The 25,253-nt window shown below is 61.9% G+C and carries 25 protein-coding genes; 16 read left to right on the top strand and 9 right to left on the bottom strand.

Going from position 1 to position 25,253, the window contains the following annotated elements:
- Position 1 precedes the first annotated feature (1 nt).
- Positions 2-493, top strand: coding sequence for an outer membrane lipoprotein YfiB (gene yfiB, locus AC07OT_RS29490; RefSeq protein WP_495109735.1), 492 nt, complete (start codon positions 2-4; stop codon positions 491-493).
- 144 nt (positions 494-637) lie between these two features.
- Here the strand turns inward: yfiB and AC07OT_RS29485 are convergent, their stop codons facing one another.
- Positions 638-1,585 (bottom strand): LysR family transcriptional regulator, encoded by a 948-nt coding sequence (locus AC07OT_RS29485; protein ID WP_065938980.1) that lies wholly within the window; start codon positions 1,583-1,585, stop codon positions 638-640.
- 131 nt (positions 1,586-1,716) lie between these two features.
- On the opposite strand from AC07OT_RS29485, the gene AC07OT_RS29480 reads away from it, so the two are divergent.
- Both AC07OT_RS29480 and mmsB read left to right on the top strand, forming a co-directional pair.
- Positions 1,717-3,234, top strand: coding sequence for a CoA-acylating methylmalonate-semialdehyde dehydrogenase (locus AC07OT_RS29480; RefSeq protein WP_141607289.1), 1,518 nt, complete (start codon positions 1,717-1,719; stop codon positions 3,232-3,234).
- A gap of 14 nt (positions 3,235-3,248) precedes the next feature.
- A complete protein-coding gene (gene mmsB / locus AC07OT_RS29475; RefSeq protein WP_027607678.1) occupies positions 3,249-4,136 on the top strand; it encodes a 3-hydroxyisobutyrate dehydrogenase in 888 nt (295 codons plus the stop codon).
- Positions 4,137-4,200: 64 nt separating this feature from the next.
- On the opposite strand, the gene AC07OT_RS29470 is transcribed toward mmsB, so the two are convergent.
- Positions 4,201-4,545, bottom strand: a complete 345-nt coding sequence (locus tag AC07OT_RS29470) for a cupin domain-containing protein (RefSeq protein ID WP_003230905.1) — start codon at positions 4,543-4,545, stop codon at positions 4,201-4,203.
- 364 nt (positions 4,546-4,909) lie between these two features.
- On the opposite strand from AC07OT_RS29470, the gene kynB reads away from it, so the two are divergent.
- Positions 4,910-5,560 carry an arylformamidase gene (kynB, locus tag AC07OT_RS29465; protein WP_108574771.1) on the top strand — a complete coding sequence of 217 codons (651 nt, stop codon included), beginning with the start codon at positions 4,910-4,912 and terminating at the stop codon, positions 5,558-5,560.
- Positions 5,557-6,414 (top strand): tryptophan 2,3-dioxygenase, encoded by an 858-nt coding sequence (gene kynA / locus AC07OT_RS29460; RefSeq protein ID WP_027607676.1) that lies wholly within the window; start codon positions 5,557-5,559, stop codon positions 6,412-6,414. The genes kynB and kynA overlap by 4 nt, the downstream gene beginning before the upstream one ends.
- A gap of 106 nt (positions 6,415-6,520) precedes the next feature.
- Here kynA and AC07OT_RS29455 read toward each other — a convergent pair whose 3' ends face one another.
- The 4 genes from AC07OT_RS29455 to antA are packed head-to-tail and all read right to left on the bottom strand — an operon-like array spanning position 6,521 to position 10,899.
- Positions 6,521-7,924: an amino acid permease gene (locus AC07OT_RS29455; protein WP_495109734.1), complete on the bottom strand. Its 1,404-nt coding sequence runs from the start codon at positions 7,922-7,924 to the stop codon at positions 6,521-6,523.
- A 57-nt stretch (positions 7,925-7,981) separates the two neighbouring features.
- Positions 7,982-8,989, bottom strand: coding sequence for an anthranilate 1,2-dioxygenase electron transfer component AntC (antC, locus tag AC07OT_RS29450; RefSeq protein ID WP_495109733.1), 1,008 nt, complete (start codon positions 8,987-8,989; stop codon positions 7,982-7,984).
- 27 nt (positions 8,990-9,016) lie between these two features.
- The gene (gene antB, locus AC07OT_RS29445; protein ID WP_053131958.1) at positions 9,017-9,508 is read right to left on the bottom strand and encodes an anthranilate 1,2-dioxygenase small subunit; all 492 of its coding nucleotides are present in this window, start codon (positions 9,506-9,508) and stop codon (positions 9,017-9,019) included.
- Positions 9,508-10,899, bottom strand: a complete 1,392-nt coding sequence (antA, locus tag AC07OT_RS29440; RefSeq protein ID WP_495109732.1) for an anthranilate 1,2-dioxygenase large subunit — start codon at positions 10,897-10,899, stop codon at positions 9,508-9,510. Before antA ends, antB begins: the two co-directional genes overlap by 1 nt.
- 311 nt (positions 10,900-11,210) lie before the next feature.
- Here antA and AC07OT_RS29435 point away from each other — a divergent pair, with 311 nt between their 5' ends.
- Complete coding sequence (locus AC07OT_RS29435) at positions 11,211-12,203, top strand: AraC family transcriptional regulator (protein ID WP_065938987.1); 993 nt, start codon at positions 11,211-11,213, stop codon at positions 12,201-12,203.
- Positions 12,204-12,248: 45 nt separating this feature from the next.
- Here the strand turns inward: AC07OT_RS29435 and AC07OT_RS29430 are convergent, their stop codons facing one another.
- Positions 12,249-13,124 (bottom strand): LysR family transcriptional regulator, encoded by an 876-nt coding sequence (locus tag AC07OT_RS29430; protein ID WP_414886824.1) that lies wholly within the window; start codon positions 13,122-13,124, stop codon positions 12,249-12,251.
- Between the two features lie 114 nt (positions 13,125-13,238).
- On the opposite strand from AC07OT_RS29430, the gene AC07OT_RS29425 reads away from it, so the two are divergent.
- From AC07OT_RS29425 to catA, 3 genes are read left to right on the top strand one after another with little or no spacing between them, the layout of a single operon-like run.
- Complete coding sequence (locus tag AC07OT_RS29425) at positions 13,239-14,366, top strand: muconate cycloisomerase family protein (RefSeq protein WP_495109731.1); 1,128 nt, start codon at positions 13,239-13,241, stop codon at positions 14,364-14,366.
- 12 nt (positions 14,367-14,378) lie between these two features.
- Positions 14,379-14,669: a muconolactone Delta-isomerase gene (catC, locus tag AC07OT_RS29420; RefSeq protein WP_027607668.1), complete on the top strand. Its 291-nt coding sequence runs from the start codon at positions 14,379-14,381 to the stop codon at positions 14,667-14,669.
- A 41-nt stretch (positions 14,670-14,710) separates the two neighbouring features.
- A complete protein-coding gene (gene catA, locus AC07OT_RS29415; protein WP_495102776.1) occupies positions 14,711-15,640 on the top strand; it encodes a catechol 1,2-dioxygenase in 930 nt (309 codons plus the stop codon).
- A gap of 141 nt (positions 15,641-15,781) precedes the next feature.
- Here the strand turns inward: catA and AC07OT_RS29410 are convergent, their stop codons facing one another.
- On the bottom strand, positions 15,782-16,255 hold the full coding sequence (locus AC07OT_RS29410) for an Lrp/AsnC family transcriptional regulator (protein ID WP_003176072.1): 474 nt from the start codon (positions 16,253-16,255) through the stop codon (positions 15,782-15,784).
- A 144-nt stretch (positions 16,256-16,399) separates the two neighbouring features.
- Here AC07OT_RS29410 and kynU point away from each other — a divergent pair, with 144 nt between their 5' ends.
- Both kynU and AC07OT_RS29400 read left to right on the top strand, forming a co-directional pair.
- Positions 16,400-17,650 carry a kynureninase gene (gene kynU, locus AC07OT_RS29405; protein ID WP_495109730.1) on the top strand — a complete coding sequence of 417 codons (1,251 nt, stop codon included), beginning with the start codon at positions 16,400-16,402 and terminating at the stop codon, positions 17,648-17,650.
- 164 nt (positions 17,651-17,814) lie between these two features.
- Positions 17,815-19,221 carry an amino acid permease gene (locus AC07OT_RS29400; RefSeq protein ID WP_495109729.1) on the top strand — a complete coding sequence of 469 codons (1,407 nt, stop codon included), beginning with the start codon at positions 17,815-17,817 and terminating at the stop codon, positions 19,219-19,221.
- On the opposite strand, the gene AC07OT_RS29395 is transcribed toward AC07OT_RS29400, so the two are convergent.
- Positions 19,167-20,063 carry a LysR substrate-binding domain-containing protein gene (locus tag AC07OT_RS29395; protein WP_141155997.1) on the bottom strand — a complete coding sequence of 299 codons (897 nt, stop codon included), beginning with the start codon at positions 20,061-20,063 and terminating at the stop codon, positions 19,167-19,169. The two genes, AC07OT_RS29400 and AC07OT_RS29395, sit on opposite strands and share 55 nt — an antisense overlap.
- 107 nt (positions 20,064-20,170) lie before the next feature.
- Between AC07OT_RS29395 and AC07OT_RS29390 the strand changes: the two genes are divergently transcribed.
- The 5 genes from AC07OT_RS29390 to AC07OT_RS29370 all read left to right on the top strand — a co-directional run bounded on the left by AC07OT_RS29390 (position 20,171) and on the right by AC07OT_RS29370 (position 25,253).
- Positions 20,171-20,935: a sulfite exporter TauE/SafE family protein gene (locus AC07OT_RS29390; protein WP_495109728.1), complete on the top strand. Its 765-nt coding sequence runs from the start codon at positions 20,171-20,173 to the stop codon at positions 20,933-20,935.
- Between the two features lie 118 nt (positions 20,936-21,053).
- Positions 21,054-21,644 (top strand): NADPH:quinone oxidoreductase MdaB, encoded by a 591-nt coding sequence (gene mdaB / locus AC07OT_RS29385; RefSeq protein WP_495109727.1) that lies wholly within the window; start codon positions 21,054-21,056, stop codon positions 21,642-21,644.
- 30 nt (positions 21,645-21,674) lie between these two features.
- Positions 21,675-22,571, top strand: a complete 897-nt coding sequence (locus AC07OT_RS29380; protein ID WP_065947220.1) for a LysR family transcriptional regulator — start codon at positions 21,675-21,677, stop codon at positions 22,569-22,571.
- A 103-nt stretch (positions 22,572-22,674) separates the two neighbouring features.
- Complete coding sequence (locus AC07OT_RS29375) at positions 22,675-23,568, top strand: NAD-dependent epimerase/dehydratase family protein (RefSeq protein ID WP_495109726.1); 894 nt, start codon at positions 22,675-22,677, stop codon at positions 23,566-23,568.
- Positions 23,569-23,807: 239 nt separating this feature from the next.
- On the top strand, positions 23,808-25,253 hold the full coding sequence (locus AC07OT_RS29370; protein ID WP_495109725.1) for a SulP family inorganic anion transporter: 1,446 nt from the start codon (positions 23,808-23,810) through the stop codon (positions 25,251-25,253).

The raw sequence follows: 25,253 nt of genomic DNA, 5'->3' as shown, positions 1-25,253 counted from the left end.
CTTGTTCTCGACCGCGCGTTTTATGTTTATCACCTTGCTGATGGCACTGCTCGCCCTTGGCGGCTGCCAGACGGCGCCTCCCAAAGGCCTGACCCCAGCGCAAGTCGCCGTCCTCAAGCAACAGGGCTTCGAGCTTACCGATGACGGCTGGGCGTTCGGTCTGTCCGGCAAAGTGCTGTTTGGCAGCGACGTCGAAACCCTTAACCAACCCAGCACCGACATCGTCCAGCGCATCGGCAAGGCCCTGCTGGGTGTAGGCATCGAGCGCGTACGCGTCGATGGCCACACCGACGGCTCGGGCAAGGAAACCTACAACCAGCAACTGTCCCTGCGCCGTGCGAAAAGCGTGGCCACGGTGCTGCGGGGCGTGGGCATGAAAGAAGAAAACATTCAGCTGCGTGGGCTGGGCAGCAGCAAACCGGTGGCCGCCAACGACACGGCGGCAGGGCGTACCGAGAATCGGCGGGTGTCGATTGTGGTGATCGCGGACTGAGCCGGCAGTCCGATTTCAATCTGAAATCCAATCAAAATGTGGGAGAGGGCTTGCCACCTCCCACATTCGAACGGTGTTCGCTTAGTTGGCCGCAGATTCTTTAGGAGCCTCCTGCCATTTAAGGGGAATTGTGGTTGCTGGCCCTTAATCCGCAAACCGCATCTCCCGCGTCTCCCCCATCAACAACCCCTGGTTCTGCTCCGTCACTTCCCGGATGTAATCCCACAACAACGTAATCCGCTTCAACTTCCTCAGATCCTCACGGCAATACATCCAAAACTGGCGAGTGATCGCAATCTGCTCCCCCAGCACCGGCAGCAACCGTGGATCCTGCGCCGCCAGAAAGCACGGCAAGATCGCCATCGACCGCCCTTGCTGCGCCGCCACGTACTGCGCAATCACGCTGGTACTGCGCAGGCTGGCGCTGGCGCCGGGCACGACGTTCGCCAGGTAAAGCAGCTCCGAACTGAAGGCCAGATCATCCACATAGCTGATAAACGGATGCTCGGCTAAATCGGCCGGGCGCTGGATAGGCGGGTGTTGGTCGAGGTATTCCTGGGTCGCGTACAGCTGCAGTTTGTAGTCACACAGTTTGCAGCACACGTAGGGCCCGTGTTCCGGGCGTTCCAGGGCGATGACGATGTCGGCTTCGCGCTTGGACAGGCTGATGAAGTGGGGCAGGGGCAGGATGTCGACCGAGATGGCCGGGTAGGTGTCGACGAAGTGGCTCAACTGCGGGGTGACAAAGAAGCTGCCGAAGCCTTCGGTGCAGCCCATGCGCACATGGCCGGACAGCGCCACGCCGGAGCCGGACACCTGTTCGCAGGCCATGTGCAGGGTGCTTTCGATGGACTCGGCATACCCAAGCAAACGCTGGCCTTCGGGGGTGAGGACGAAGCCGTTGGTCCGGGATTTTTCGAACAGCAGCGTGCCGAGGGACACTTCCAATGAGCTGATGCGCCGCGACACGGTGGTGTAGTCCACCGCCAGGCGCTTGGCAGCGACGCTGGCCTTGCGGGTGCGGGCCACTTCGAGGAAAAACTTCAGGTCATCCCAATTCAGGGAGCCCAGTGATGTGATGTTTTTTTGCATATTGGACCGGCTTTTATGTGCGTTCTTGTTAGAGATTTGCACATCTATACTCCAAAAACAGTCCGAACGCCTCATTCTTCAAGGCGATTCAAGCGCCTTGTCTCTGTATAAATATAAGAGTTGGAGACCACATGAACGCATCTGCCGATATTTCCGTGCAACAGGTCAAGTTGCTGATCAATGGTGAGTGGGTCGAGTCCAAGACCACCCATTGGCAAGACATCGTCAACCCGGCCACCCAGCAAGTGCTGGCCAAAGTCCCGTTCGCCACGGCTGATGAAGTCAATGCCGCCATCGACGCCGCCCATCAAGCCTTCCAGACCTGGAAGCTGACGCCGATCGGCGCGCGCATGCGCATCATGCTCAAGCTGCAAGCCTTGATCCGCGAACACTCCAAGCGCATCGCGGTGGTCCTGAGCGCCGAGCAGGGCAAGACCATTGCCGATGCCGAGGGCGATATTTTCCGTGGCCTGGAAGTGGTGGAGCACGCCTGCTCCATCGGCACCCTGCAAATGGGTGAGTTCGCCGAGAACGTCGCCGGCGGCGTCGATACCTACACCCTGCGCCAACCCATCGGCGTGTGTGCCGGCATTACCCCGTTCAACTTCCCGGCGATGATTCCGCTGTGGATGTTCCCGATGGCCATCGCCTGCGGTAACACCTTCGTTCTCAAGCCGTCCGAACAGGACCCGCTGTCGACCCTGCTGCTGGTGGAGTTGGCGCTGGAAGCCGGCGTACCGGCGGGTGTGCTCAACGTGGTGCACGGCGGCAAGGACGTGGTGGATGCGCTGTGCACCCATAAAGACATCAAGGCGGTGTCCTTCGTTGGCTCGACTGCCGTCGGCACTCACGTCTATGACCTGGCCGGCAAGCACGGCAAGCGCGTGCAGTCGATGATGGGCGCCAAGAACCACGCCGTGGTGCTGCCGGATGCCAACCGTGAACACACCCTCAATGCCCTCGTCGGTGCCGGTTTCGGCGCGGCGGGCCAGCGTTGCATGGCCACCTCGGTGGTGGTGCTGGTGGGCGCGGCCAAGCAATGGCTGCCGGATCTGAAAGCGCTGGCGCAAAAGCTCAAGGTCAACGCCGGCAGCGAAGCGGGCACGGATGTCGGCCCGGTGATCTCCAAGCGCGCCAAGGCCCGTATCCTGGAGCTGATTGAAAGCGGCGTGAAAGAAGGCGCCAAGCTCGAGCTGGACGGCCGCGACATCAAGGTACCGGGCTTCGAGCACGGCAACTTCGTCGGCCCGACCCTGTTCTCGGGCGTGACCACCGATATGCAGATCTACACCCAGGAAATCTTCGGCCCGGTGCTGGTGGTGCTGGAAGTCGACACCCTCGATCAGGCGATTGCGCTGGTCAACGCCAACCCGTTCGGCAACGGCACCGGCCTGTTCACCCAGAGCGGGGCGGCGGCGCGTAAATTCCAGAGCGAAATCGATGTGGGCCAGGTCGGTATCAACATCCCGATCCCGGTGCCGGTGCCGTTCTTCAGCTTCACCGGTTCCCGTGGCTCCAAGCTCGGCGACCTCGGCCCATACGGCAAGCAAGTGGTGCAGTTCTACACCCAGACCAAGACCGTCACCAGCCGCTGGTTTGACGACGACACGGTCAACGATGGCGTCAACACCACCATCAACCTGCGCTGATTCGGGAGACGACCATGAAGATTGCATTTATCGGCTTGGGCAACATGGGCGCACCGATGGCCCGCAACCTGATCAAGGCCGGCCATGGGCTGAACCTGTTCGACCTGAACCAGACGGTGCTCAAGGAACTCGCCGAATTGGGCGGCAACATCAGCGACTCGCCGCGTGACGCTGCCCAAGGCGCCGAGCTGGTGATCACCATGCTGCCCGCCGCCGCCCATGTGCGCAGTGTCTGGCTGAATGAAGACGGTGTACTGGCGGGGATCGGCAACGGCGTGCCCGCGGTGGATTGCAGCACCATCGACCCACAGACTGCGCGCGACGTCGCCGCTGCTGCCGCCAAGCAAGGCGTGGTGATGGCCGACGCACCGGTCTCCGGCGGTACCGGCGGGGCGCAGGCCGGGACCCTGACCTTCATGGTCGGCGCCACCCCGGAACTGTTCGCCACCCTGCAACCGGTGCTGGCACAGATGGGCCGCAACATCGTGCACTGCGGCGATGTGGGCACCGGGCAAATCGCCAAGATCTGCAACAACCTGCTGCTCGGCATCAGCATGGTCGGCGTCAGCGAAGCCATGGCCTTGGGCGACGCGCTGGGCATCGATACCCAGGTGCTGGCCGGGATCATCAACAGCTCCACCGGGCGCTGCTGGAGTTCCGACACCTATAACCCATGGCCGGGCGTGATCGAAACCGCGCCGTCGTCCCGTGGCTATACCGGCGGGTTCGGCGCCGATTTGATGCTCAAGGACCTGGGGCTGGCCACCGAAGCGGCGCGCCAGGCCAAGCAACCGGTGATTCTGGGCGCCGTGGCCCAGCAGTTATATCAATCGATGAGTCAGCGCGGCGAAGGGGGCAAGGACTTTTCGGCGATCATCAACAGCTATCGCAAACCCGAATAAACTGACGGTGGCGAGCGGGCTTGTCCCGCTCACCACAAAAAATCAGTTCACTGGAAGAGGCGGCTCAAGCAAACACAAAATACTTACGTACCGTCTCGACCACTTCCCACGTCCCCTTCATCCCTGGCTCCACCACGAAGATATCCCCAGCCCGCAAGTGAATCGGCTCCATCCCCTCAGGCGTGATCACGCAGTAGCCTTCCTGGAAATGGCAGTATTCCCATTTCACGTATTCGACATACCACTTGCCCGGCGTGCAGATCCAGGTGCCCATGATCTTGCTGCCGTCTTCGCTGGTGTAGGCGTTGAGGTTGACGGTGTGCGGGTCGCCTTCGAGCTTTTCCCATTTGCAGGCATCCAGGACCGGCAGGGGATGGGTGTCGCGCAATACGGTGATGGGCTTGGACATGATGACTCCGAGGCAGGGAATGGAAAGATGCACCCTAAGGCCTGGGACGTTGCGCCAGTGGTCTGAACTCGACATCGGGATGCCCAGAAGCGCAGGTGAACACGATTGTCGGGGCATCGCGAATCAGTGTGGAGGGGGCTTGCCCCGATAGCGGTGGGTCAGTTGGCACCTGTGTAAACGGACCCACTGCCCTCGGGGGCAAGCCCCTTCCCACATTAATCCTCTCTAGCCGACACTTTTGAGCGTAAATCAGTCGTTTCCTCGCAGTAAGTGCGAAAGAAGTCACTCTCGGCGCACGAATTCGCAAGAAAATTCACGTCTGGCCCTCGTATCATTCACTCCAGTAACCGCCGAGAGCCTTCAAATGACCTCAATAAAAACGTGGTGGGACATCAGCCCGCCCTTGAGCACGGCAACCCCGACCTGGCCGGGCGATACGCCGTTCCAGGAAGAGCGTGTGTGGCAGTTCGGCCCGGAGTGCCCGGTGAATGTCGGACGCATCACCCTGTCGCCGCACACCGGCGCCCATGTGGATGCGCCGCTGCATTACAGCGCCGACGGAGCGCCGATTGGCGAGGTGTCGCTGGAGGTGTACATGGGCCCGTGCCGGGTGCTGCATTGCCTGGACAGCGGTGCGCTGGTCCAGCCCCATCAGTTGCAAGGGCGTGTGGATAACCTGCCGGAGCGCGTGCTGCTGCGTACTTATCCACAAGCGCCGCTGACCGAATGGGATGCGAACTTCACCGCCATCGCCCCGCAGACCATTGAACTGCTGGCCAGCCTGGGTGTGCGCCTGATCGGGATCGACACGCCCTCCCTGGACCCGCAACAGTCCAAGACCATGGATGCCCACAACGCCGTGGCGCGGCATGGCATGGCGATCCTTGAAGGCATCGTGCTCGACGACGTACCGGAGGGCGACTACGAACTGATTGCCCTGCCGCTGCGTTTCGCCAACCTGGACGCCAGCCCGGTCCGAGCCATTCTCCGCCCGCTCAAGGAGCCCACGCGATGAGCCAATGTCCTTTCTCTGCCGACTACCAGCCACCGGAAGAATGGCATAACGCCGAACTGAATTTTTCCGAGTCCATGAGCTATGGCGACTACCTGGACCTGGGCAAAGTGCTCAGTGCCCAGCACCCGCTGTCGCCGGACCATAACGAAATGCTCTTCATCATCCAGCACCAGACCTCCGAGCTGTGGATGAAGCTGATGCTCCATGAACTCAAGGCCGCCCGCGAACACGTGCGCCTGGGCGAGTTGCCGCCGGCGTTCAAGATGCTGGCGCGGGTGTCGCGGATCTTCGATCAACTGGTGCACGCCTGGGCCGTGCTGGCGACCATGACGCCGTCGGAATACAAGGCGATTCGCCCGTTCCTGGGGCAGTCCTCCGGGTTCCAGTCGTTCCAGTACCGCGAGATTGAATTTATCCTCGGCAACAAGAGCCCGGCGCTGTTGCGCCCCCATGCCCATCGGCCTGAGTTGTTGCAGGCGTTGCAGGTGGCGATTGCCACGCCGTCGCTGTATGACGAGGCGATCAACCTGATGGTCAAGGCGGGGCTGGCGATTGACCCCAAGCGAGCCGAGCGCGACCCGACGGCGGCGACCGTGCACGATGAGTCGGTGGAGGCGGCGTGGCGCGAGGTGTATCGCGATCCGAGCCGGTATTGGGACTTGTACCAGTTGGCCGAGAAGTTTATCGACCTGGAGGATTCGTTCCGCCAATGGCGCTTCCGGCATGTGACCACGGTGGAGCGGATTATCGGCTTCCAGCCCGGCACCGGCGGCACCGAGGGCGTGGGTTACCTGCGCAAGATGCTCGATACGGTGCTGTTCCCCGAGCTGTGGCGAGTGCGCTCCACGCTGTAAACGCAATCAAATGTGGGAGGGGGCTTGCCCCCGATGGCGGAGGGTCAGTGGACACATAAGTGACTGACACACTGCTATCGGGGGCAAGCCCCCTCCCACATGGATATTACTGCGCAGCGGCGACCGCTTTCGTCTTACTCACTCGCAACCGGTAGGCCACATAGATAACCCCCACCCAAACCGGCATCGCATACACCGACTCGCGAATCCCCGGGATCGCCAGCATCACGCTGATGATCATCAGCATGAACGCCAGGCACAGGTAGTTGCTGAACGGGAACCAGAAGGTCTTGAACGACGGCGTTACGCCTTGCTCGCCCATGGCCTTGCGGAACTTGATGTGGGTGATGCTGATCAGCGCCCAGTTGATCATCAGCGAGGCAACCACCAGCGCGAACAGCAGCTCCAGGGCACTTTGCGGGGCCACGTAGTTGACCACCACGCACAGCATCGTCACCAGCGCCGAGATCGCCAGGGCCCGCAGCGGCACGCCTTGCTTGTTGAGTTTCATCAGCGCTTTCGGCGCATCGCCTTGCTCGGCCAGGCCGAACAGCATGCGGCTGTTGCAGTACACGCCGCTGTTGTACACCGACAGCGCCGCGGTCAGCACCACGAAGTTGAGGATGTGGGCGGCGGTGTCGTTGCCGATCAGCGAGAAGATCTGCACAAACGGGCTGCCGCTGTAGGCATCGCCCGACGCGCCGAGGGTTTGCAGCAGTTGATCCCATGGGTACAGCGACAGCAGTACGGTCAATGCGCCGACGTAGAAAATCAGGATCCGGTACACCACCTGGTTGATCGCCTTGGGGATCACCTTGCGGGGCTCACTGGCCTCGGCCGCGGTGATACCCACCAGCTCCAGGCCGCCGAACGAGAACATGATGAAGGCCATGGACATCAACAGCCCCATGCCGCCATTCGGGAAGAACCCGCCGTGGCTCCACAGGTTGCTGACCGACGCCTGCGGGCCGCCGGTGCCGCTGAACAGCAGGTAGCAGCCGAGCACGATCATGCCGACAATCGCCACCACCTTGATGATCGCAAACCAGAACTCGGCTTCACCGAAGAACTTCACGTTAAGAGTGTTGATCAGGTTCACCGCGACAAAGAACACCAGGGCGCTGACCCAGGTCGGGATCTCCGGCCACCAGAACTGGATGTACTTGCCCACCGCAGTCAGCTCGGCCATGCCCACCAGCACGTAGAGCACCCAGTAGTTCCAGCCGGCCAGGAAGCCCGCGTAACCGCCCCAGTATTTGTGCGCGAAATGGCTGAACGAGCCGGCCACCGGTTCTTCGACGATCATCTCGCCGAGCTGGCGCATGATCAGGAACGCGATGAAACCGGCGATCGCGTAGCCCAGGATCATCGACGGCCCCGCCGACTTGAGTACCCCGGCCGAACCGAGGAACAGCCCCGTGCCTATCGCCCCGCCCAAGGCGATCAACTGAATATGCCGGTTCTTCAAGCCACGCTTGAGGCCTACCGGGTTAACCATGTCATCCGCCATTAACGTTCCCTTCTACTTGTTTTTCTCGGGGTAGAACCCCTCAGAAGTGCTGAGGAGTCAGATATTACTCTGGGTAAACTTTTCGTAATACAGCTGAACGCCATCAAGTGCCTGATCCGCCAGCCATTGTTGGATGGATTCGACCATTGGCGGAGGGCCGCACACGTACATATCCGCCAATCCGTCGCGCAATTCGGCCAGGTCGAAATGCTCGGTGAGGTAGCCGCGCTTGCCGGGCCATTCAGGCGCCGGTGCGCTCAGCACTTCGGTGTAGCGAAAACCGCGGATTGTCGAGGCGTATTGATGGATACGCTGCGCTTCACATAAGTCCTCGGCCCCGCGCACGCCGTAGTACAGGTGCACCGGCTGATCACAGCCCGTGGCGGCCAGTTCATCGAGCATGCCCAGTAACGCCGACAATCCGGTGCCGCCGGCCACCAGCACCAGCGGTTTGCTGACATGGCGCAGGTAGAACGCACCCAGCGGCGCCTCCATCAGCAACCCATCGCCGACGTGGCAACGTTCCCGCAGGTAATTGCTCATCACCCCATCCGGCAGCAGGCGGATCAGGAATTGCAGCCGGTTGCCCGGCAGGTTGGCGAACGAGTAGGAACGCCAACAGTCGGTGCCGGGCACCGAGATGCGCGCGTATTGGCCCGGCAGGAAATCCAGCGCCGTGTCCAACCGCACCGTCAAGATCGCCGTACTGGCCGACACCTGCTGCACCTCGCTTACCGTGCCACGCACCTGCACCGGCCCCGGCGCATTGCACAGGCTCGAATCAAAGTCGAAGTAGAACGCCGCGTCGGACTTCACCCGGGTCTGGCAACTGAGCATCTTGCGCTGTTGCAGGTCGAGGCTGGAGAGGGCTTCCTCGTCCACATAGTCCTGGGTGTAGTCACCCGACTCGCACCGCCCCTGGCAGGTGCCGCACACGCCTTCGCGGCAATCCAGGGGGATCTTGATGCCATTGCGCAGCGCCGCATCCAACAGGATTTCATTTGCGCCCACCGGGAAAAACAGGGTCTTGCCGTCGGCAAAACTGAAGGCCACTTTGTGATTCATTCACGGAAACTCCACGCGTGATGTGCTTCAAAGGTGATAGAAATCCAGCACCGAATTGATGGTGTCGTTAAGCAGCAGCGCATGCTTGCGAGTGATCAGCCAACTGTCGCCATGGGGCTTGAGGCGATAGGTGGCATGCCCGTAGAACTGCTCCGATGTGGCCAGCCGATAGAACAGTGTGTGCCAGTTCAACCGGACCTCCAGCGTGCCGTCCGCCTGCTCGGCGATGCGCACGTTGTTGATCAGGTGCAAGGTGCGCGGCATCGGTGTAGCGGACGCTGCCTTGCCGGTGCGCAGGCGGAACACGCGGTCTTCCAGGCCCGAACGGTTGGCGTAGTAGATCAGCGACATCTCGCGCTTGGGGTCGCGGGTGTAGACGTGCTCAGAGTCCCATTGCGGCAGGTGGAATTCGCTCTGGGGGTCGAACAACTGCACATAGGCGTCCCAGTCCTGGGCGTCGCACAGCTCGGATTTACGGTAGAAAAACTGCTCGATCCGGTACTGCAATGGCGCATTCATCATTCCACCTCCCGCAGTGTCAGCGCTTGTTGGTCCAGGCCCTTGAGCAGGAACTGCTGCCAGTTGCGGTGCTGGTTGACGTACAGGCCTTCATGGGTGAACTCGGTGCCGGTCATGGCCGGTTGAATGCCGATGGCCTCGCTGTTCGGCGTTGGCCCGGTCTCCCAGCGATGGCTGCCGCGTGAAATATCGCTCCAGCGTTCCAGGCGGCCCTGGAAACCACGCTGGGCTTCGCGGAACTCCACGAGGTCGTCCGGGGTGCCCATGCCCGAGACGTTGAAGAAGTCCTCGAACTGGCGAATACGGTTTTCGCGGTCGGCGTCGGATTCGCCTTTCACCCCCAGGCACTGGCTGATGATCTCGGTCTTGTTCCACGCCACCGGGCGGATGATGCGCAGCTGCGAGCTGATCTGGTCGAGGAAGAACAGGCTCGGGTAGATATTCAGGTTGCGCAGGCGGTGCATCATCCACTCGGCCTTCTGCTGGCCATGCTCTTGCACCAGGCGCGGCATGATGGTGGCGTAGCCGGAGCGCACGCTGGGGTTGGGCATGTCGCTGAACAACACGCTGTGGCCATTGTTGAAGGCGAACCAACCGTCATCGGTGTTGGCGTCGCCGGCGCCGAGCTTGCTGTAGTCCAGGGTGCTGGCTGACCCGCTGCCGTTCTCGGTATTCACCTGCTGGCGATGCTGCACCGTGGCCACGTAGTTGTAGTGCACGGTGCTGACGTGATACCCGTCCAGGCCGTTTTCGTTTTGCAGTTTCCAGTTGCCGTCGTAGGTGTAGGCCGACTTGCCCGGCAGTACCTCCAACTCACCGGTGGCCGACTGCGCGACCATCATGTCGAAGAACACTTTGGCATCGCCGAGGAAGTCGTCCAGGCTGTCACGGCCATTCACGTCCAGGCTGATGAAGACAAAACCCTTGTAGCTCTCGATGCGGGCCTTTTTCAGGCCGCGTGTTGCCTTGTCGAAACTTTCCGGATATTCCCCCGGCGCCTTGACCTTCACCAGCCGGCCATCGCTCTTGTAGCACCAGGCGTGGAACGGACAGGTGAAGGTGGACTGGTTGCCTTTGCCGACCCGGGTGAGGGTGGTGCCGCGATGCTGGCAGGCGTTGACCAGCGCATTGAGCCGGCCCTCGCCATCACGGGTAATGATCATCGGCTGGCGCCCGGCGCGCATCGTCACGAAGTCGTGGTTATTGGCCAGTTCGCTTTCATGGCAGGCGTAGATCCAGTTCTTCTCGAAGATCAACTCCATCTCAAGATCGAACAGTTCCGGCTCGGTGAACATGTCGCGGGCGATGCGGAACACGGCGTCTGCCGGGCGAAAATCCAGGCAGCTCTCGATAAAGCTTTTCCATTGCTCGACGCTTCTTGCACCACTCATGGGGGCACCTTTTGATAATGGCTGAACAGGTGAGCCATTAAGAGGCTGCGACAAGGTGGCGGGCTATCCGCTTAATGGGGGAAGGTGGGCCGCAAAGTTGGGCAGCAAATACCCACGGCGGTGCGGGGCGGTGACGCAACGCGCCACTGTCCGGTGCGGCCAGGGGCGGCAAAACCTGTGGTTTATCCACATAGTCGGCCGTTGCTATCCACCCGGTTGCAATCGGGTCGGCGTGGCGTAGAACTTGCTGTGGAACCACAACGACGCGCCGCCAGAGCGCGCAACCGCCTGACCGCCGTGGGTGCACACTGATGAATAGTCCTACACGCGATATCCATGTCCAACGCTTCGACCTCGAAGGCGCCCGCAGCTGGATGTCCGGCATTTGCGGACCGCACCGCCTGGTGACGGCCACGCCCGAGCGCCTTCGCTTTCATCACAGTGCCAACGTGTTCAAGTCCCGGGCCACCACCCTGGGGGTGATCGAGTACGGCACCGACGTGACCATCGATATCGAAGACGCCGAGCACTTCAGCAGCTACAGCCTCACGCTGCCGTTGGTGGGGGAGCAGGAGCTGAGCAAGAACGGCCAACGCCTGAGTTCCAACCGCGACCAGGGCGTGATCATCGCGCCCAACGAGCACCAGGTGCTGGCCATATCCGGTGACTGTCGCAAGTTGCAGGTGGTGATCACGCGGGCGGCGATGAGCGAGTCGCTGGAGGGCTTGCTGCAACGGCCGATCGAGGCGCCGCTGCAATTTGAACCGGTGATGGATGCGGTGGAGGGGGCGTCGGCGTCGTGGTGGCGCATGGCGCGCTACTTCATCGCGGAGCTGGAGTGCCGTAGCGAATTGTATGAACAGGCGGCGTTCACCCGTGACCTGGAAAGCTCATTGATCAAGGGCCTGATCCTCGCCCAGCCGAACAACTACTCGGAAGAACTGCGCGACGTATTGGGGGTGAAACTGCCCCATTACCTGATCCGTGCGCGCCAGTACATTCACGACAACGCCCGCGAGGCGCTGCACCTGGAAGACCTGGAAACCGCTGCCGGGGTGTCGCGGTTCAAGCTGTTCGATGCGTTTCGCAAGTACTTTGCCCTGTCACCCATGGCCTACCTGAAGAAGCACCGGTTGAGTGCGGTGCGCCAGGAAATCCTCGAGCATGGATCGATCCGCACCATCTCCGAGATTGCCTTCGGCTGGGGCTTTACCCACCTGGGGCGGTTCTCGGCGGAGTATCGAAAACTGTTCGATGAATCCCCCAGCCAGACGCTGCAACGCATGCGTATGCGCAGTACTTGAACCTGATGAAGATCAACCAGTGGGAGGGGCGGTGCCTGGGCGATTTCAGATCAGTTCTTCAACCAACTGCAGGCAATGACTGAGCCCCGGCGACTGATCATTCACCCGTCGGCTGAGAATGATCGGCGAGGTCGCCGTCGCTTCCACAACCGGCGTGTAGCCGATATCCGCGCGATGCAGCACCTGCACCGACGCCGGCACCAGTGTCACGCCCATGCCTGCACCGACCAGGCCTATGGCGGTCTGCAGTTCGTTGGTCCACTGCGCCACCTTGAGGCTCAGGCCGTGGGCGTCGAACAGTGCGATCACATGGTCGGCATAGCTGGGGCGCGGGTTGCCGGGGTAGAGCACAAACGGCTCGGCGGCCAGTTGGGCGAGGGTCGCGGGTGCATCGAGCAATGGGTGGCCGGCGGGCAGCACGGCGACCAACCGATCCTCCACCAGCACACGCTGGACGATGGCCGGGTCGTCGATGCGAATGCGCCCGAAGCCCACGTCGATACGTCCTGCCTTGAGCGCTTCGACCTGCTGCAAGGTGGTCATCTCCGACAACCCCAGTTCCAGCTCCAACGCCTCATGGGTGCGCAACCGTCGGATCAACTCCGGCAGCACGCCATACAAGGTCGACGGCGCAAAGCCGATGCCCAGCCAGGTCTTCTCGCCCTGGCCGATGCGGCGCGTGTTGTCGCAGACCGTGGCCAATTGTTCGAGCAACACATTGGCGTGCTCATAGAAAAACCGCCCGGCTTCGGTCAGCCGCAGCGGTCGGCCACGCTCCAGCAGGACCACGCCCAATTCCTCTTCCAATTGCTGGATCTGCCGGCTCAACGGCGGCTGGGCGATGTGCAGGCGTTCGGCCGCACGGGTGAAGTTGAGGGTCTGCCCCAGCACCTGGAAGTAGCGCAGATGACGCAGTTCCATAACGGCTCCTTTCATACCTTGAGGGTATTGATCGAGACCAATTCTATATTGGAAGCCAGGAAAAATGCGGCACAGAATCGACGTAAATCTATAAAGAACCCAGCGGGTATTGCCATGCCGATTTGCGCCATCGAGTCGATCGAGACCATTATCGTCGACCTTCCCACCCTTCGCCCGCACAAGCTGGCGATGCACACCCTGCAAAACCAGACCCTGGTGATCATCCGCGTGCGCTGCGCCGACGGCATCGAAGGCATCGGCGAATCCACCACCATCGGCGGCCTGAGCTACGGCAACGAGAGCCCCGAGAGCATCAAGGTCAACATCGACCGTCACTTCGCCCCATTGCTGATCGGCCAGGACGCCAGCAATATCAACGCGGCCATGTTGCGCCTGGAACGCAGCATTCGCGGCAACACCTTTGCCAAATCCGGTATCGAAAGCGCCTTGCTCGACGCCCTCGGCAAGCGCCTGAACCTGCCGGTCAGTGAACTGCTCGGTGGGCGTGTGCGCGATGCACTGCCGGTGGCCTGGACCCTCGCCAGCGGCAATACCGCCCAGGACATTGCCGAGGCCGAAAAGATGCTCGACCTGCGCCGCCACCGCATCTTTAAATTGAAGATCGGTGCCGGTGAAGTGGGCGAGGACCTGGCCCATGTCATCGCGATCAAACAGGCCCTGGGCGAACGTGCCAGCGTGCGCGTCGACGTCAACCAGGCCTGGGACGAAGCCGTGGCCCTGCGGGCGTGCAAGGTGCTCGGCGAACACGGCATCGACCTGATCGAACAGCCGATCTCGCGTAACAACCGTGGCGGCATGGCCCGGCTCAACCTGTCGAGCCCGGCGCCGATCATGGCCGACGAATCCATCGAGTGTGTCGAAGAGGCCTTCAACCTGGCCCGTGAAGGCGCGGCCTCGGTGTTCGCCCTGAAGATCGCCAAGAACGGCGGCCCCCGCGCGGTATTGCGCACCGCCGCGATTGCCGAGGCCGCCGGTATCGGCCTGTACGGCGGCACCATGCTGGAAGGGGGGATCGGCACCCTGGCGTCGGCGCATGCCTTCCTCACGCTGAACAGGCTGGCATGGGGTACCGAGTTGTTCGGCCCGCTGTTGCTGACCGAAGACATTCTTGCCGAGCCGCCGCTGTACCGCGATTTCCAGCTGCATGTCTCCCACTTGCCGGGCCTGGGCCTGGCCATCGATGAGGAGCGCCTGGCGTTCTTCCGTCGTGACAAACACTAAGAGGCGCCGCCCATGTTGTTCCACGTAAAAATGACCGTGAACCTGCCCGTCGACATGCACCCCGAGCGCGCCGCCAGCCTCAAGGCCGACGAAAAGGCCTTTGCCCAGCGTCTGCAGCACCAGGGCAAATGGCGCCACTTATGGCGCATCGCCGGGCTCTACGCCAACTACAGCGTGTTCGACGTCGACAGCGTGCAAGAACTGCATGACCTGCTGATGCAACTGCCGCTTTACCCCTACATGGCCATCGAAGTGAATGCCTTGTGCCGGCACCCTTCGTCGATCCATGAAGACGACCGCTAGGCCGGTTTTCACCCTGATAACTACAAGATGAGGAACGCACCATGTCCATCCGACTGTCCCAGACTGCCCACGCCCAACGCTTTCTCGAAGAAGCCAGCGGCAACCTCACTGACGGCGGCAACCCGCGCGCCAAGGCGCTGATCTACCGCATCCTGCGCGATACGGTAAACATCATCGAAGACCTGGACGTGACCCCGGAAGAGTTCTGGAAGGCGGTCAACTATCTCAACGAACTGGGCAAGCACCAGGAGGCCGGACTGCTCGCCGCCGGGCTCGGCCTGGAGCATTACCTGGATATGCTGATGGACGCCGCCGACGAGGAAGCCGGCAAGTCCGGTGGTACCCCGCGCACCATCGAAGGTCCGCTGTATGTGGCCGGCGCGCCGCTGTCGAAATACGAGGCACGGCTGGACGATGGCAAGGACGACGCGGTGCCGCTGTTTATGCGCGGGCAGGTGCGCGACACCGACGGCAAGCCGTTGGCCGGGGCGATTGTCGATGTGTGGCAGGCCAATACCGGTGGCACCTATTCGTGGTTCGACCCGACGCAATCCGAATTCAACCTGCGTCGGCGTATCGAGACCGACGCCCAGGGCAACTACCGCTTTCGCAGCATCGTGCCGTCGGGCTACGGCTGCCCGCCGACCGGGCCGACCCAGCAGTTGCTCGATCAACTGGGGCGACACGGGCAGCGCCCGGCGCATATCCACTTCTTTATCTCGGCGCCGGGGTATCGGCACTTGACCACCCAGATCAACCTGTCGGATGACCCCTACCTGCACGATGATTTTGCCTACGCGACGCGGGATGAGTTGATTGCCGAGATTCGCTTCAGTGACGATCAGCAACTGGCACGGGAGTTTGGCGTGGAGGGGCGGTTTGCACAGATTGATTTTGACTTTGAGTTGCAAACCGCCGCAGCGCCGGTAGAGCAAAAACGCATGCAGCGGGTTCGCGCGTTGGAGGATTGATCAACACGGTCAAAAATGTCGGAGGGGGCTTGCCCCCGATAGCGGCGGATCAGTAAACATTTAAGTGACTGACACACCGCTATCGAGGGCAAGGCGAATCGTCGCACCGCCCCTCCCACATTTGATCGGTATTGTGGCTGACTATTTGCGAACGACCAGATCAAGCACCTCATCCCGATCCTTGATTTTCTGCAGCACAATCTCCGAGCGGATATCCATCACCCCCGCCGTGCGGTTCAGGTGGTTCACGATAAAGTCCGAAAAGTGCTTGAGGTTGCGCGCCTGCACCCGCAGCACATAGTTGCTGGCGCCGGTGATCACGTAGGCGCTGGCCACTTCCGGCCAGCCTTGCACCTTCTTGATAAACGTCTCATGCCAATCCTCCACATCCTGGCGCAATGACAGGTGGACGATGGCCTCCAGTTCAATCCCCAACTGCTCGGCATTCAACACCGCACGGTAGCCGCTGATAATCCCTTCGCTCTCCAGCAGGCGTAGACGACGCAGACAGGCAGAGGGCGACAACGCGACTTTTTCCGCCAGTTCCTGGTTGCTGATACGGCCATCCTGTTGCAGGAAATGCAGGAGGCGCAGGTCGGTGGCGTCAAGGATCATGGTTAGAATAAATCCGCGTATTTAGGGGTTAAATTCGAATTTCCTACAGCTTAATTAGCCTGTTGCCCACCACTTTGCACGAAAATTCTTTAAATCTTCGTTCATTATCTGCTGCATCCTCACTGACAAAAACCAGGACAGCCCATGACCCCTCGCAGCCATTGCCAAGCCCTTGACACCCAGGACCCGCTGGCGCCGCTACGTCAGCAGTTCGCCTTGCCGCAGGACGTTATCTACCTGGACGGCAACTCCCTCGGTGCGCGTCCGGTGGCGGCGCTGGAGCGGGCGCAGGCGGTCATCGCGCAAGAGTGGGGCAATGGCTTGATCCGCAGTTGGAACAGCGCCGGCTGGGCCGACTTGTCCCAGCGCCTGGGCAACCGCCTGGCGCCGCTGATCGGTGCGCGGGAGGGTGAGGTGGTGATCACCGATACCACCTCGATCAACCTGTTCAAGGTGCTCAGCGCCGCCTTGAGCGTGCAGCGCCAACGTGAGCCGGCGCGCAAGGTGATCGTCAGCGAAGCGAACAACTTCCCCACCGATTTGTACATCGCCCAGGGCCTCGCCGAGTTGCTGCAACAGGGCTATTCCCTGCGCCTGGTCAACAGCCCGGATGAATTGCCCGAGGCCATCGATGCGGACGTGGCGGTGGTGATGCTCACCCACGTCAACTACAAGACCGGCTACATGTACGACATGCAGGCGCTCACGGCCTTGAGCCATGAATGCGGCGCGCTGAGCATCTGGGACCTGGCGCATTCGGCCGGCGCGGTGCCCATCGACCTGCACGGGGCCGGTGCTGACTATGCGATTGGCTGCACTTACAAATACCTCAACGGCGGCCCCGGTTCCCAGGCATTCGTGTGGGTCAACCCGGCGTTGGTGGACCTGGTGCACCAGCCGCTGTCGGGCTGGTTCGGGCATACCCGGCAGTTCGCCATGGAATCCAGCTATGCGCCGAGCGCCGGCATCGCCCGCTACCTGTGCGGCACCCAGCCGATCACGTCGCTGGCGATGGTGGAATGCGGCCTGGAAGTTTTTGAACAGACCGACATGGCCCGCCTGCGCAGCAAATCCCTGGCGCTGACCGACCTGTTTATCGAGCTGGTCGAAAGCCGCTGCGCCGCCCACAACCTTGTGCTGATCACGCCGCGTGAACACGCCCGGCGTGGCAGCCATGTGAGCTTCGAACACCCGGAAGGCTATGCGGTGATCCAGGCCCTGATCGCACGTGGCGTGATCGGTGATTACCGCGAGCCGCGCATCATGCGTTTTGGGTTTACGCCGCTGTACACCAGCTTCACCGAGGTGTGGGATGCGGTGGAAATCCTCGGTGAGATTCTCGACAACGGCACCTGGGACCAGCCGCAATTCAAAGTGCGCCACAGCGTCACCTGAAGATAATGCAGATCAAAATGTGGGAGGGGGCTTGCCCCCGATTGCGGTGTGTCAACTTGCAAATCCGGCGACTGATACACCGCTATCGGGGGCAAGCCCCCTCCCACAGGGGATTTGCGTCAATATCCAAATAGTACAACCACAATAATAAAGGGACACACCACGTGACCACGCCAGACCACGGCTTTGCCGAGATCACCCACCGCGAACTGGGCCTGAGGCGCCAGCTCACTTCCGGCCAGATGAGCATGATCGCCATCGGTGGCGCCATCGGCACCGGGCTGTTCATGGGCAGCGCCTATGCCATCGGCTACGCCGGGCCCAGCGTGCTGGTGAGCTACGCGATCGGCGCGTTGATCACCTTGCTGCTGATGGGCTGCCTGGCCGAGATGACGGTGGCCCATTCCACCTCGGGCTCTTTCGGCGCCTATGCCGAGTTCTACATCAGCCCGCTGGCCGGGTTCCTGGTGCGTTATGCCTACTGCGCGGCGATTGTGCTGGCGGTGGGCGCCGAGGTCACGGCGGTGGCGATGTACATGAAGTACTGGTTCCCCCACGTGCCGGAATGGGTGTGGATCGTGTCGTTTTCCAGCGTGCTGATCCTGCTCAACGCCATCAGCGTCAAGACTTTCGGCAACTTCGAATACTGGTTTTCGACGATCAAGATCAGCGCCATCGTCGGCTTCATCATCCTCGCGGTGTACGTGGTGTTCGGCTCCGGCAACCCGCAATACGGGGTGCAGAACTACACGGCCCACGACGGGTTTTTCCCCCATGGCGTGAGCGGCATGTGGATCGCCGTGATCGTGTCGATCTTCAGCTACCTGAGCGTCGAGATGATTGCCGTGGCCGCCGGTGAAGCGGCGGACCCGGAGCAGGCCGTGAAGAAAGCCTTTCGCGCGACCATCGTGCGGCTGGTGGTGTTTTACCTGCTGACCCTGGCGCTGATGCTCGCCATCGTGCCGTGGAACCAGGCCGGCCAGGCCCAGAGCCCGTTCGTCACGGTGATGCAGACCATCGGCATTCCCGGCGCCACCGGGGTGATGAATTTCGTGATCCTGATCGCGGCCTTGTCGGCGATGAACAGCCAGCTCTACATCACCACGCGCATGATGTTCAGCCTGTCCCGCGCCGGCTTTGCGCCCAGGTCCATGGGGGCCTTGAGCAAGAGCGGCATTCCGCTGAATGCCTTGCTGTTGTCCAGCTCGGGCATCGCCCTGGCGACGCTGTTGAACCTGGTGTACCCGGAAAGTTCGTTCACCCTGATGATGGCGATCTCGATGTTTGGCGCGATCTTCACCTGGTTCATGATCTTCCTCACGCACCTGTTCTTCCGGCGCTATCGCAAGCGCCATGGCGGCGCGAAGCTGTCGTTCCAGTTGCGCCTGTTTCCCTACAGCACGTTATTGGGGCTGGTGCTGATGGGCGCGGTGATGATCACCACGTACTTCACCGAAGCGTTCAAGATGACCCTGGTGTTTGGCGTGCCGTTCCTGCTGATCCTGTCGGCGGTGTATTACGGGGTTTTCCGCAAGGGCAGGGCCAAGGCATCGAACAAGGCCCTGGCGTAACCCGGCAATTGTTCGAACGAACGCGCGCATAACAGCAGCGTTCGGCAAGCCCACTCTTCCTGCAACGGTTGGGCGAGGAAGCGGCGCGGCGCTGGCCAGCGCGCCAGCGCCGCCTGGGGCACGATGCCCAGGCCGGCGCCGCGGGCCACCATGCGAATCAGCCCGTCAAAACCGTCGGCGCGGATGCGCGTCTGCACACGAAAGCCCGCGTGCAGCGCCTGTTCTTCCAGGTACACCGCGAGTGCGCTGGCGGCGGCCAAACCCACGTAGTCGTATTGCAGGCTGTCGACAAAGCTCACCGTGCCGCCCGCCAGGGGATGGTCGTGCGGCATGATCAGCGCCAGCGGGTCGTCGCGAAAGGGCAAGGTCTGCAAGCCGTGGGTGTCCACCGCGTCGGAGATGATCCCCAACTCCGCCGTGCCCTGGCGCAAGGCCTGGGTGATGCGCAGGCTGGGCAATTCTTGCAGGTCGATATCGAGGTTGGGGTGTTCGCGCAGAAAGTCCGCGAGCAGTTCCGGCAGGTATTCGCTGAGCGCAGTGGTGTTGCACAGCAGGCGCACCTGGCCTTTGACGCCGTTGGCGTATTCCGCCAGGTCCTGTTGCAGGTGCTCGGCCTGTTGCAACAACAGGCGGGCGTGACGGGCCAGGGCCTTGCCCGCCGGCGTGGGGGTGACGCCGCGACGTCCACGCTGGAGAAACTCGATGCCCAACGACGCCTCCATCGCCCGGATGCGGGCACTGGCGGCGGCCAGGGATAAATGGCTGCGGGCCGCGCCGGCGGTGATGTTGCCGGTGTCGAGGGTGTGCAGGTAGAGGCGCAGGTCGATCAGGTCAAAGTGCATGGCTGATGGCTCGGGTAACTGGATTGGCCTCAGGCTCACGCAAAACAAGAGGCTGCCTCAGTATATGGCGAATTTTAGAGCGCATCGAAAAGTCGCACACTCTGCCCATGAATACCTTCCTCGCGTTTTACCAGAACCTCGGTCCCGCCCTTACCTTGCTGGTGATCGGCACCTTCCTGCTGGCCGGTACGGTCAAGGGGGTTATCGGCCTGGGCCTGCCCACTGTCGCCATGGGCATGCTCGGCCTGGCTATGCTACCGGCGCAGGCAGCGGCATTACTGATCATCCCTTCGACCGTCACCAACCTGTGGCAATTGGCATTCGGCGGGCACCTGAGTGCGTTGCTCCGGCGGCTATGGCCGATGTTGCTGCTGATTTTCCTCGGCACCGGGCTGGGCACGGTGTGGCTGGGGATGGACGGCGGGCAATGGGTGGTGCGCGCATTGGGCGCGGCGTTGCTGGCGTATGCACTGAGCGGACTGTTCCTGCCCACGTTCAAGGTCAAGGCCCGGACCGAGCGTTGGCTGGGCCCGGTGTGCGGGCTGATCACCGGCCTTATCACCTCGGCCACCGGTGTGTTTGTGATTCCTGCCGTGCCGTACCTGCAGGCGCTGGGATTGAATCGCGATCAACTGGTGCAGGCGTTGGGGCTGTCGTTCACGGTATCGACCCTGGCCCTGGCCGCCGGTCTGGCCTGGCGCGGCACCTTGGGCGCTGGCGCAATCAACGCCTCGTTGCTGGCCTTGGTGCCGGCGCTGCTGGGCATGTGGCTGGGCCAGGTGGTGCGCCAGCGCATCAGTGCGGTGCTGTTCAAGCGGGTATTTTTTATCGGCATGGTACTGCTGGGCGGGCATTTGCTGATCGGCGGTTAACAATTCATGATCAATTCGTGCCTTGTGGTCAAAGGTATTTTGCCCGGTGGCCGCTTATTCCGAAGGGCCGAGGTGGATAGTCTGCGTCCAGACATTTTCAACCTTCTGGATGCCTCCCATGAAAAAAGTACTCCTGCTCAACGGCGGTAAAAAGTTCGCCCACTCCGACGGCCGCTATAACGCCACCCTGCATGACACCGCCTTGGCGGTGTTGGACCGAGGCGGTATCGACGTCAAGGTCACCCATATCGACGAAGGCTACGACGTGGCCGAAGAGGTCGCCAAATTCCTCTGGGCCGACGTGATCATCTACCAGATGCCAGGCTGGTGGATGGGCGCGCCATGGATCGTCAAGAAGTACATCGACGAAGTCTTCACCGAAGGCCACGGCAGCCTGTATGCCAGCGATGGCCGCACCCGTTCCGACGCCTCGCAGAAATACGGCAGCGGCGGCCTGGTCCAGGGCAAGCACTACATGCTGTCACTGACCTGGAATGCACCGCAGCAAGCCTTCGACGACCCGACCGACTTCTTCGAAGCCAAGGGCGTGGATGCGGTGTACTTCCCGTTCCACAAAGCCAACGAGTTCCTCGGCATGACCGGCCTGCCGTCCTTCCTGTGCGTGGACGTGATGAAACGCCCGGCTATCGAGGTGGATGTGGCGCGCTACGAACAGCATCTGGCGCGGGTGTTCAACCTCTCGGTGTAAGCTGCGGTACACCGATAACGAGGACCGCCCGTGAAAGCCCGATCCGATGAGCTACAGATCTTCGTCAGCGTGATTGAGTGCGGCTCGATTTCCGCCGCCGCGGAGCAGGTCGGGCAGACGCCATCGGCGGTCAGTCGCACCCTGTCGCGCCTGGAAGCCAAGCTTGAGACCACGCTGATCAACCGCACCACGCGGCGCATGGACCTGACCGAGGAGGGCAAGTACTTCTTCGAGCAGGCCAAGCTGATCCTGGCGCAGATGGACGAGCTGGAGGAGCGCCTGTCGTCACGCCAGAAAAACCCCGCCGGGCGCCTGCGCATCAATGCCGCCGTGCCGTTCATGCTGCATGGGATCGTGCCCTACATCGCCGAATTCCGCCGTTTGTACCCGCAGATCCAGCTGGAGTTGAACAGCGATGACTTGATCATCGACCTTTTGGAACAGAGTACCGATATTGCGATCCGCATCGGTGCCCTGGCCGACTCCACCCTGCATGCGCGATCCCTGGGCTGTACGCCGCTGCATATCCTCGCCAGCCCTGATTACCTCAAACAGTACGGCACGCCGACGACGGTCGCCGAGTTGGCTGACCATACCCTGCTGGGCTTTACCCAGACCGAAACCCTCAACCACTGGCCGCTGCGCCATGTGGAAGGTGACCGCTGGCTGATCGAGCCCAGCGTGGCCGCGTCCAGTGGTGAAACCCTGCGCCAGTTGGCGTTGGAAGGGCAGGGCATTTGTTGCCTGTCGAACTTCATGACCGTCGAAGACATCAATGCCGGGCGCCTGGTGCCGGTGCTGGAGGCGTTCAACAGTGGGTATCGCCAACCGATCCACGCGGTGTTCTACCGCAACTCGCAATTGGCGCTGCGCATCCAGTGCTTCCTGGACTTTATCCAGGCCAAGCTGGCGCGGTATGCGTGCTGATTCGTGACTGTCGCGCAAGAGTGAATTGGGCGGTGCGGGCTTATTCGCCAGGGATCAGTCCGTAACAATGGACCCATCACTTACCCCGTCAGGAGCACTCTCCATGAACGTATTCATTACCGGCGCAGCCGGTTTTATCGGCGGTTCCATCGCCACCGGCCTGGTCAAGGCTGGTCACACGGTTACCGGCCTGGTACGCAGCGCCGAGCAAGCGGCTGAAATGACCGCCCTGGGCATCAACCCGGTGATCGGCACCCTCGACGATGCTGCTGTGTTGACCGAGCAAGCGCATAAAGCCGATGCAGTGATCAATGCTGCGAGCAGCGACCATCGTGCCGCGGTGGAAACCCTGCTGGCCGCACTGAAAGGCTCGAATAAGCCATTCCTGCACACCAGCGGTTCGAGCATCGTGGGGGATGCGTCGGGCGGTAAGTCCAGCGATGTCATCTATTTCGAAGACAGCCTGCCGGAGCCGACCGTCGACAAGGCTGCCCGCGTGGCCATCGACAACCTGATCCTGGCGGCCGCAAAAGACGGCGTGAACTCAGCGGTGATCTGCAACACCCTGATCTACGGCCACAGCCTCGGTGTGAAGCGCGACAGCGTGCAACTGCCGCGCTTGCTCAAGCAGGCACGCAAGAGCGGCGTGGTGCGCCATGTGGGCACCGGGCAGAACATCTGGTCCAACGTGCACATTGAAGACGTGGTGGCGCTGTACCTGCTGGCACTGACCCGCAACGTGCCGGGCACGTTCTACTTTGTGGAAAGCGGCGAGGCCTCGTTTATCGACATGACCACGGCGATTGCCCAAGCCCTGAACCTGGGCCGGCCGCAGGATTGGCCATTGGCCGAGGCTGAGGCCGAGTGGGGCTATGAAATGGCCAACTATGGCCTGGGTTCCAACAGCCGCGTGCGCGGCAGGCATGCCCGCGAGTTGCTGGGTTGGGCGCCGAAGCGTACGTCGGTGGTGGAGTGGATTCGCCAGGAGATGGTCTAAGTTTTCCGCCGTTTAGTTGTGGCGAGCGGGCCTGCCCGCGTCGGGCTGCGAAGCGGCCCCCTGTCAGTAATCGCATACATTCAGACAGAAATACGGTGAATGGTTTTGGGGCTGCTTCGCAGCCCAACGCGGGGCAAGCCCGCTCACTACAGGGTGTGTGCTTGCCTTAAAAATCTGGCCCCACCGCGCTCAATTCCGTACCATTCCCCGCCTTATCCCCCGCAATGCCCTGGTACCTCATGAACCTCACCCGTCTGCGCGCCGATGCCCTGGCCGGCCTCACCACGTCTTTCGCGCTGCTGCCCGAGTGCATCGCCTTTGCCCTGGTGGCTCACCTCAACCCGCTGATGGGGCTGTACGGCGCCTTTATCATCTGCACCCTTACCGCCTTGTTCGGCGGCCGGCCCGGCATGGTATCCGGGGCGGCAGGCTCGATGGCGGTGGTGATCGTCGCGCTGGTGGTGCAGCACGGCGTGGAATACCTGCTGGCCACGGTGCTGCTGGGCGGGCTGATCATGGTCGCGTTCGGCCTGTTGCGCCTGGGCAAGCTGGTGCGCATGGTGCCGCACCCGGTGATGCTGGGGTTCGTCAACGGCCTGGCGATCATCATTGCCCTGGCCCAGTTGGAACATTTCAAGAACGGTGAACGCTGGCTCAGCGGCATGCCGTTGTACGTGATGACGGGCCTGGTGCTGGTGACCATGGCCATCGTCTACCTGCTGCCGCGCATCACCCGTGCGGTGCCGCCGGCCCTGGTGGCGATCCTTGGCGTGGGCCTGGTCGTGTACCTGCTCGGCCTGCCGACCCGTACCCTCGGCGACATGGCCCACATCGCCGGCGGCCTGCCGGCCTTCGCGCTGCCGCAGATCCCCTGGACCCTGGAAACCCTCGGCATCATCGCCCCCTATGCGTTCCTGATGGCCATGGTCGGCCTGCTGGAAACCCTGCTGACCCTGAACCTCACCGACGAAATCACCGAGACCCGTGGCTACCCCGACCGCGAAAGCGTGGCCCTGGGCGCGGCGAATATGCTCTCGGGCCTGTTCGGCGGGATGGGCGGTTGCGCGATGATCGGGCAAACCGTGATCAACCTCAGCTCCGGCGGGCGCGGACGTTTCTCCGGGGTGTTCGCCGGGGTGATGATCCTGCTGTTTATTTTGTTTCTGTCACCGCTGATCGAGCGGATCCCGCTGGCGGCGCTGGTGGGGGTGATGTTCGTGGTGTCCCAGCAGACCTTCGCCTGGGCGTCCCTGCGGGTGATCAACAAGGTGCCGCTCAATGATGTGCTGGTGATTATCGCGGTAACGGTGATCACGGTGTTCACCGACCTGGCCACCGCCGTGCTGTGCGGCATCGTGATCGCAGCACTGAACTTTGCCTGGCAACAGGCCCGTGAGCTGTACGCCGATGAGCATCTGGAAGCGGATGGCAGCAAGCTCTATCGCCTGCACGGCACGCTGTTCTTTGCCTCGACGACGCCGTTCCTGAACCAGTTCGACCCGGCCAACGACCCCGCCCAGGTGACGCTGGATTGCCGTCACCTGAGCTTTGTCGACTACTCGGCAATTGCCGCGCTGATGACCCTGCGCGAGCGCTACAGCAAGGCCGGCAAGCATTTGCGCGTGCTGCATTTGTCCGAACGCTGCAAGAAGCTGCTCAAGCGTGCGAGGGTGCATCACGACTGA

This window comes from Pseudomonas sp. GW821-FHT09C10, from assembly GCF_059418085.1.
This window is presented reverse-complemented; position numbering and strand designations above follow the sequence as displayed.

What these genes read in the sequence shown, in the direction of transcription:
- antB (WP_053131958.1), bottom strand. Translation starts at nt 9,508, where the DNA reads ATGAATGCGCCATTGCAGTACCGGATCGAGCAGTTTTTCTACCGTAAA.
- AC07OT_RS29395 (WP_141155997.1), bottom strand. Translation starts at nt 20,063, where the DNA reads ATGCACTTTGACCTGATCGACCTGCGCCTCTACCTGCACACCCTCGAC.
- AC07OT_RS29435 (WP_065938987.1), top strand. Translation starts at nt 11,211, where the DNA reads ATGAATAGTCCTACACGCGATATCCATGTCCAACGCTTCGACCTCGAA.
- AC07OT_RS29485 (WP_065938980.1), bottom strand. Translation starts at nt 1,585, where the DNA reads ATGCAAAAAAACATCACATCACTGGGCTCCCTGAATTGGGATGACCTG.
- AC07OT_RS29370 (WP_495109725.1), top strand. Translation starts at nt 23,808, where the DNA reads ATGAACCTCACCCGTCTGCGCGCCGATGCCCTGGCCGGCCTCACCACG.
- kynA (WP_027607676.1), top strand. Translation starts at nt 5,557, where the DNA reads ATGAGCCAATGTCCTTTCTCTGCCGACTACCAGCCACCGGAAGAATGG.
- antC (WP_495109733.1), bottom strand. Translation starts at nt 8,989, where the DNA reads ATGAATCACAAAGTGGCCTTCAGTTTTGCCGACGGCAAGACCCTGTTT.
- AC07OT_RS29430 (WP_414886824.1), bottom strand. Translation starts at nt 13,124, where the DNA reads ATGGAACTGCGTCATCTGCGCTACTTCCAGGTGCTGGGGCAGACCCTC.
- kynU (WP_495109730.1), top strand. Translation starts at nt 16,400, where the DNA reads ATGACCCCTCGCAGCCATTGCCAAGCCCTTGACACCCAGGACCCGCTG.
- AC07OT_RS29425 (WP_495109731.1), top strand. Translation starts at nt 13,239, where the DNA reads ATGCCGATTTGCGCCATCGAGTCGATCGAGACCATTATCGTCGACCTT.
- kynB (WP_108574771.1), top strand. Translation starts at nt 4,910, where the DNA reads ATGACCTCAATAAAAACGTGGTGGGACATCAGCCCGCCCTTGAGCACG.
- catA (WP_495102776.1), top strand. Translation starts at nt 14,711, where the DNA reads ATGTCCATCCGACTGTCCCAGACTGCCCACGCCCAACGCTTTCTCGAA.
- mdaB (WP_495109727.1), top strand. Translation starts at nt 21,054, where the DNA reads ATGAAAAAAGTACTCCTGCTCAACGGCGGTAAAAAGTTCGCCCACTCC.
- AC07OT_RS29390 (WP_495109728.1), top strand. Translation starts at nt 20,171, where the DNA reads ATGAATACCTTCCTCGCGTTTTACCAGAACCTCGGTCCCGCCCTTACC.
- antA (WP_495109732.1), bottom strand. Translation starts at nt 10,899, where the DNA reads ATGAGTGGTGCAAGAAGCGTCGAGCAATGGAAAAGCTTTATCGAGAGC.
- AC07OT_RS29410 (WP_003176072.1), bottom strand. Translation starts at nt 16,255, where the DNA reads ATGATCCTTGACGCCACCGACCTGCGCCTCCTGCATTTCCTGCAACAG.
- AC07OT_RS29375 (WP_495109726.1), top strand. Translation starts at nt 22,675, where the DNA reads ATGAACGTATTCATTACCGGCGCAGCCGGTTTTATCGGCGGTTCCATC.
- AC07OT_RS29480 (WP_141607289.1), top strand. Translation starts at nt 1,717, where the DNA reads ATGAACGCATCTGCCGATATTTCCGTGCAACAGGTCAAGTTGCTGATC.
- AC07OT_RS29470 (WP_003230905.1), bottom strand. Translation starts at nt 4,545, where the DNA reads ATGTCCAAGCCCATCACCGTATTGCGCGACACCCATCCCCTGCCGGTC.
- AC07OT_RS29455 (WP_495109734.1), bottom strand. Translation starts at nt 7,924, where the DNA reads ATGGCGGATGACATGGTTAACCCGGTAGGCCTCAAGCGTGGCTTGAAG.
- catC (WP_027607668.1), top strand. Translation starts at nt 14,379, where the DNA reads ATGTTGTTCCACGTAAAAATGACCGTGAACCTGCCCGTCGACATGCAC.
- mmsB (WP_027607678.1), top strand. Translation starts at nt 3,249, where the DNA reads ATGAAGATTGCATTTATCGGCTTGGGCAACATGGGCGCACCGATGGCC.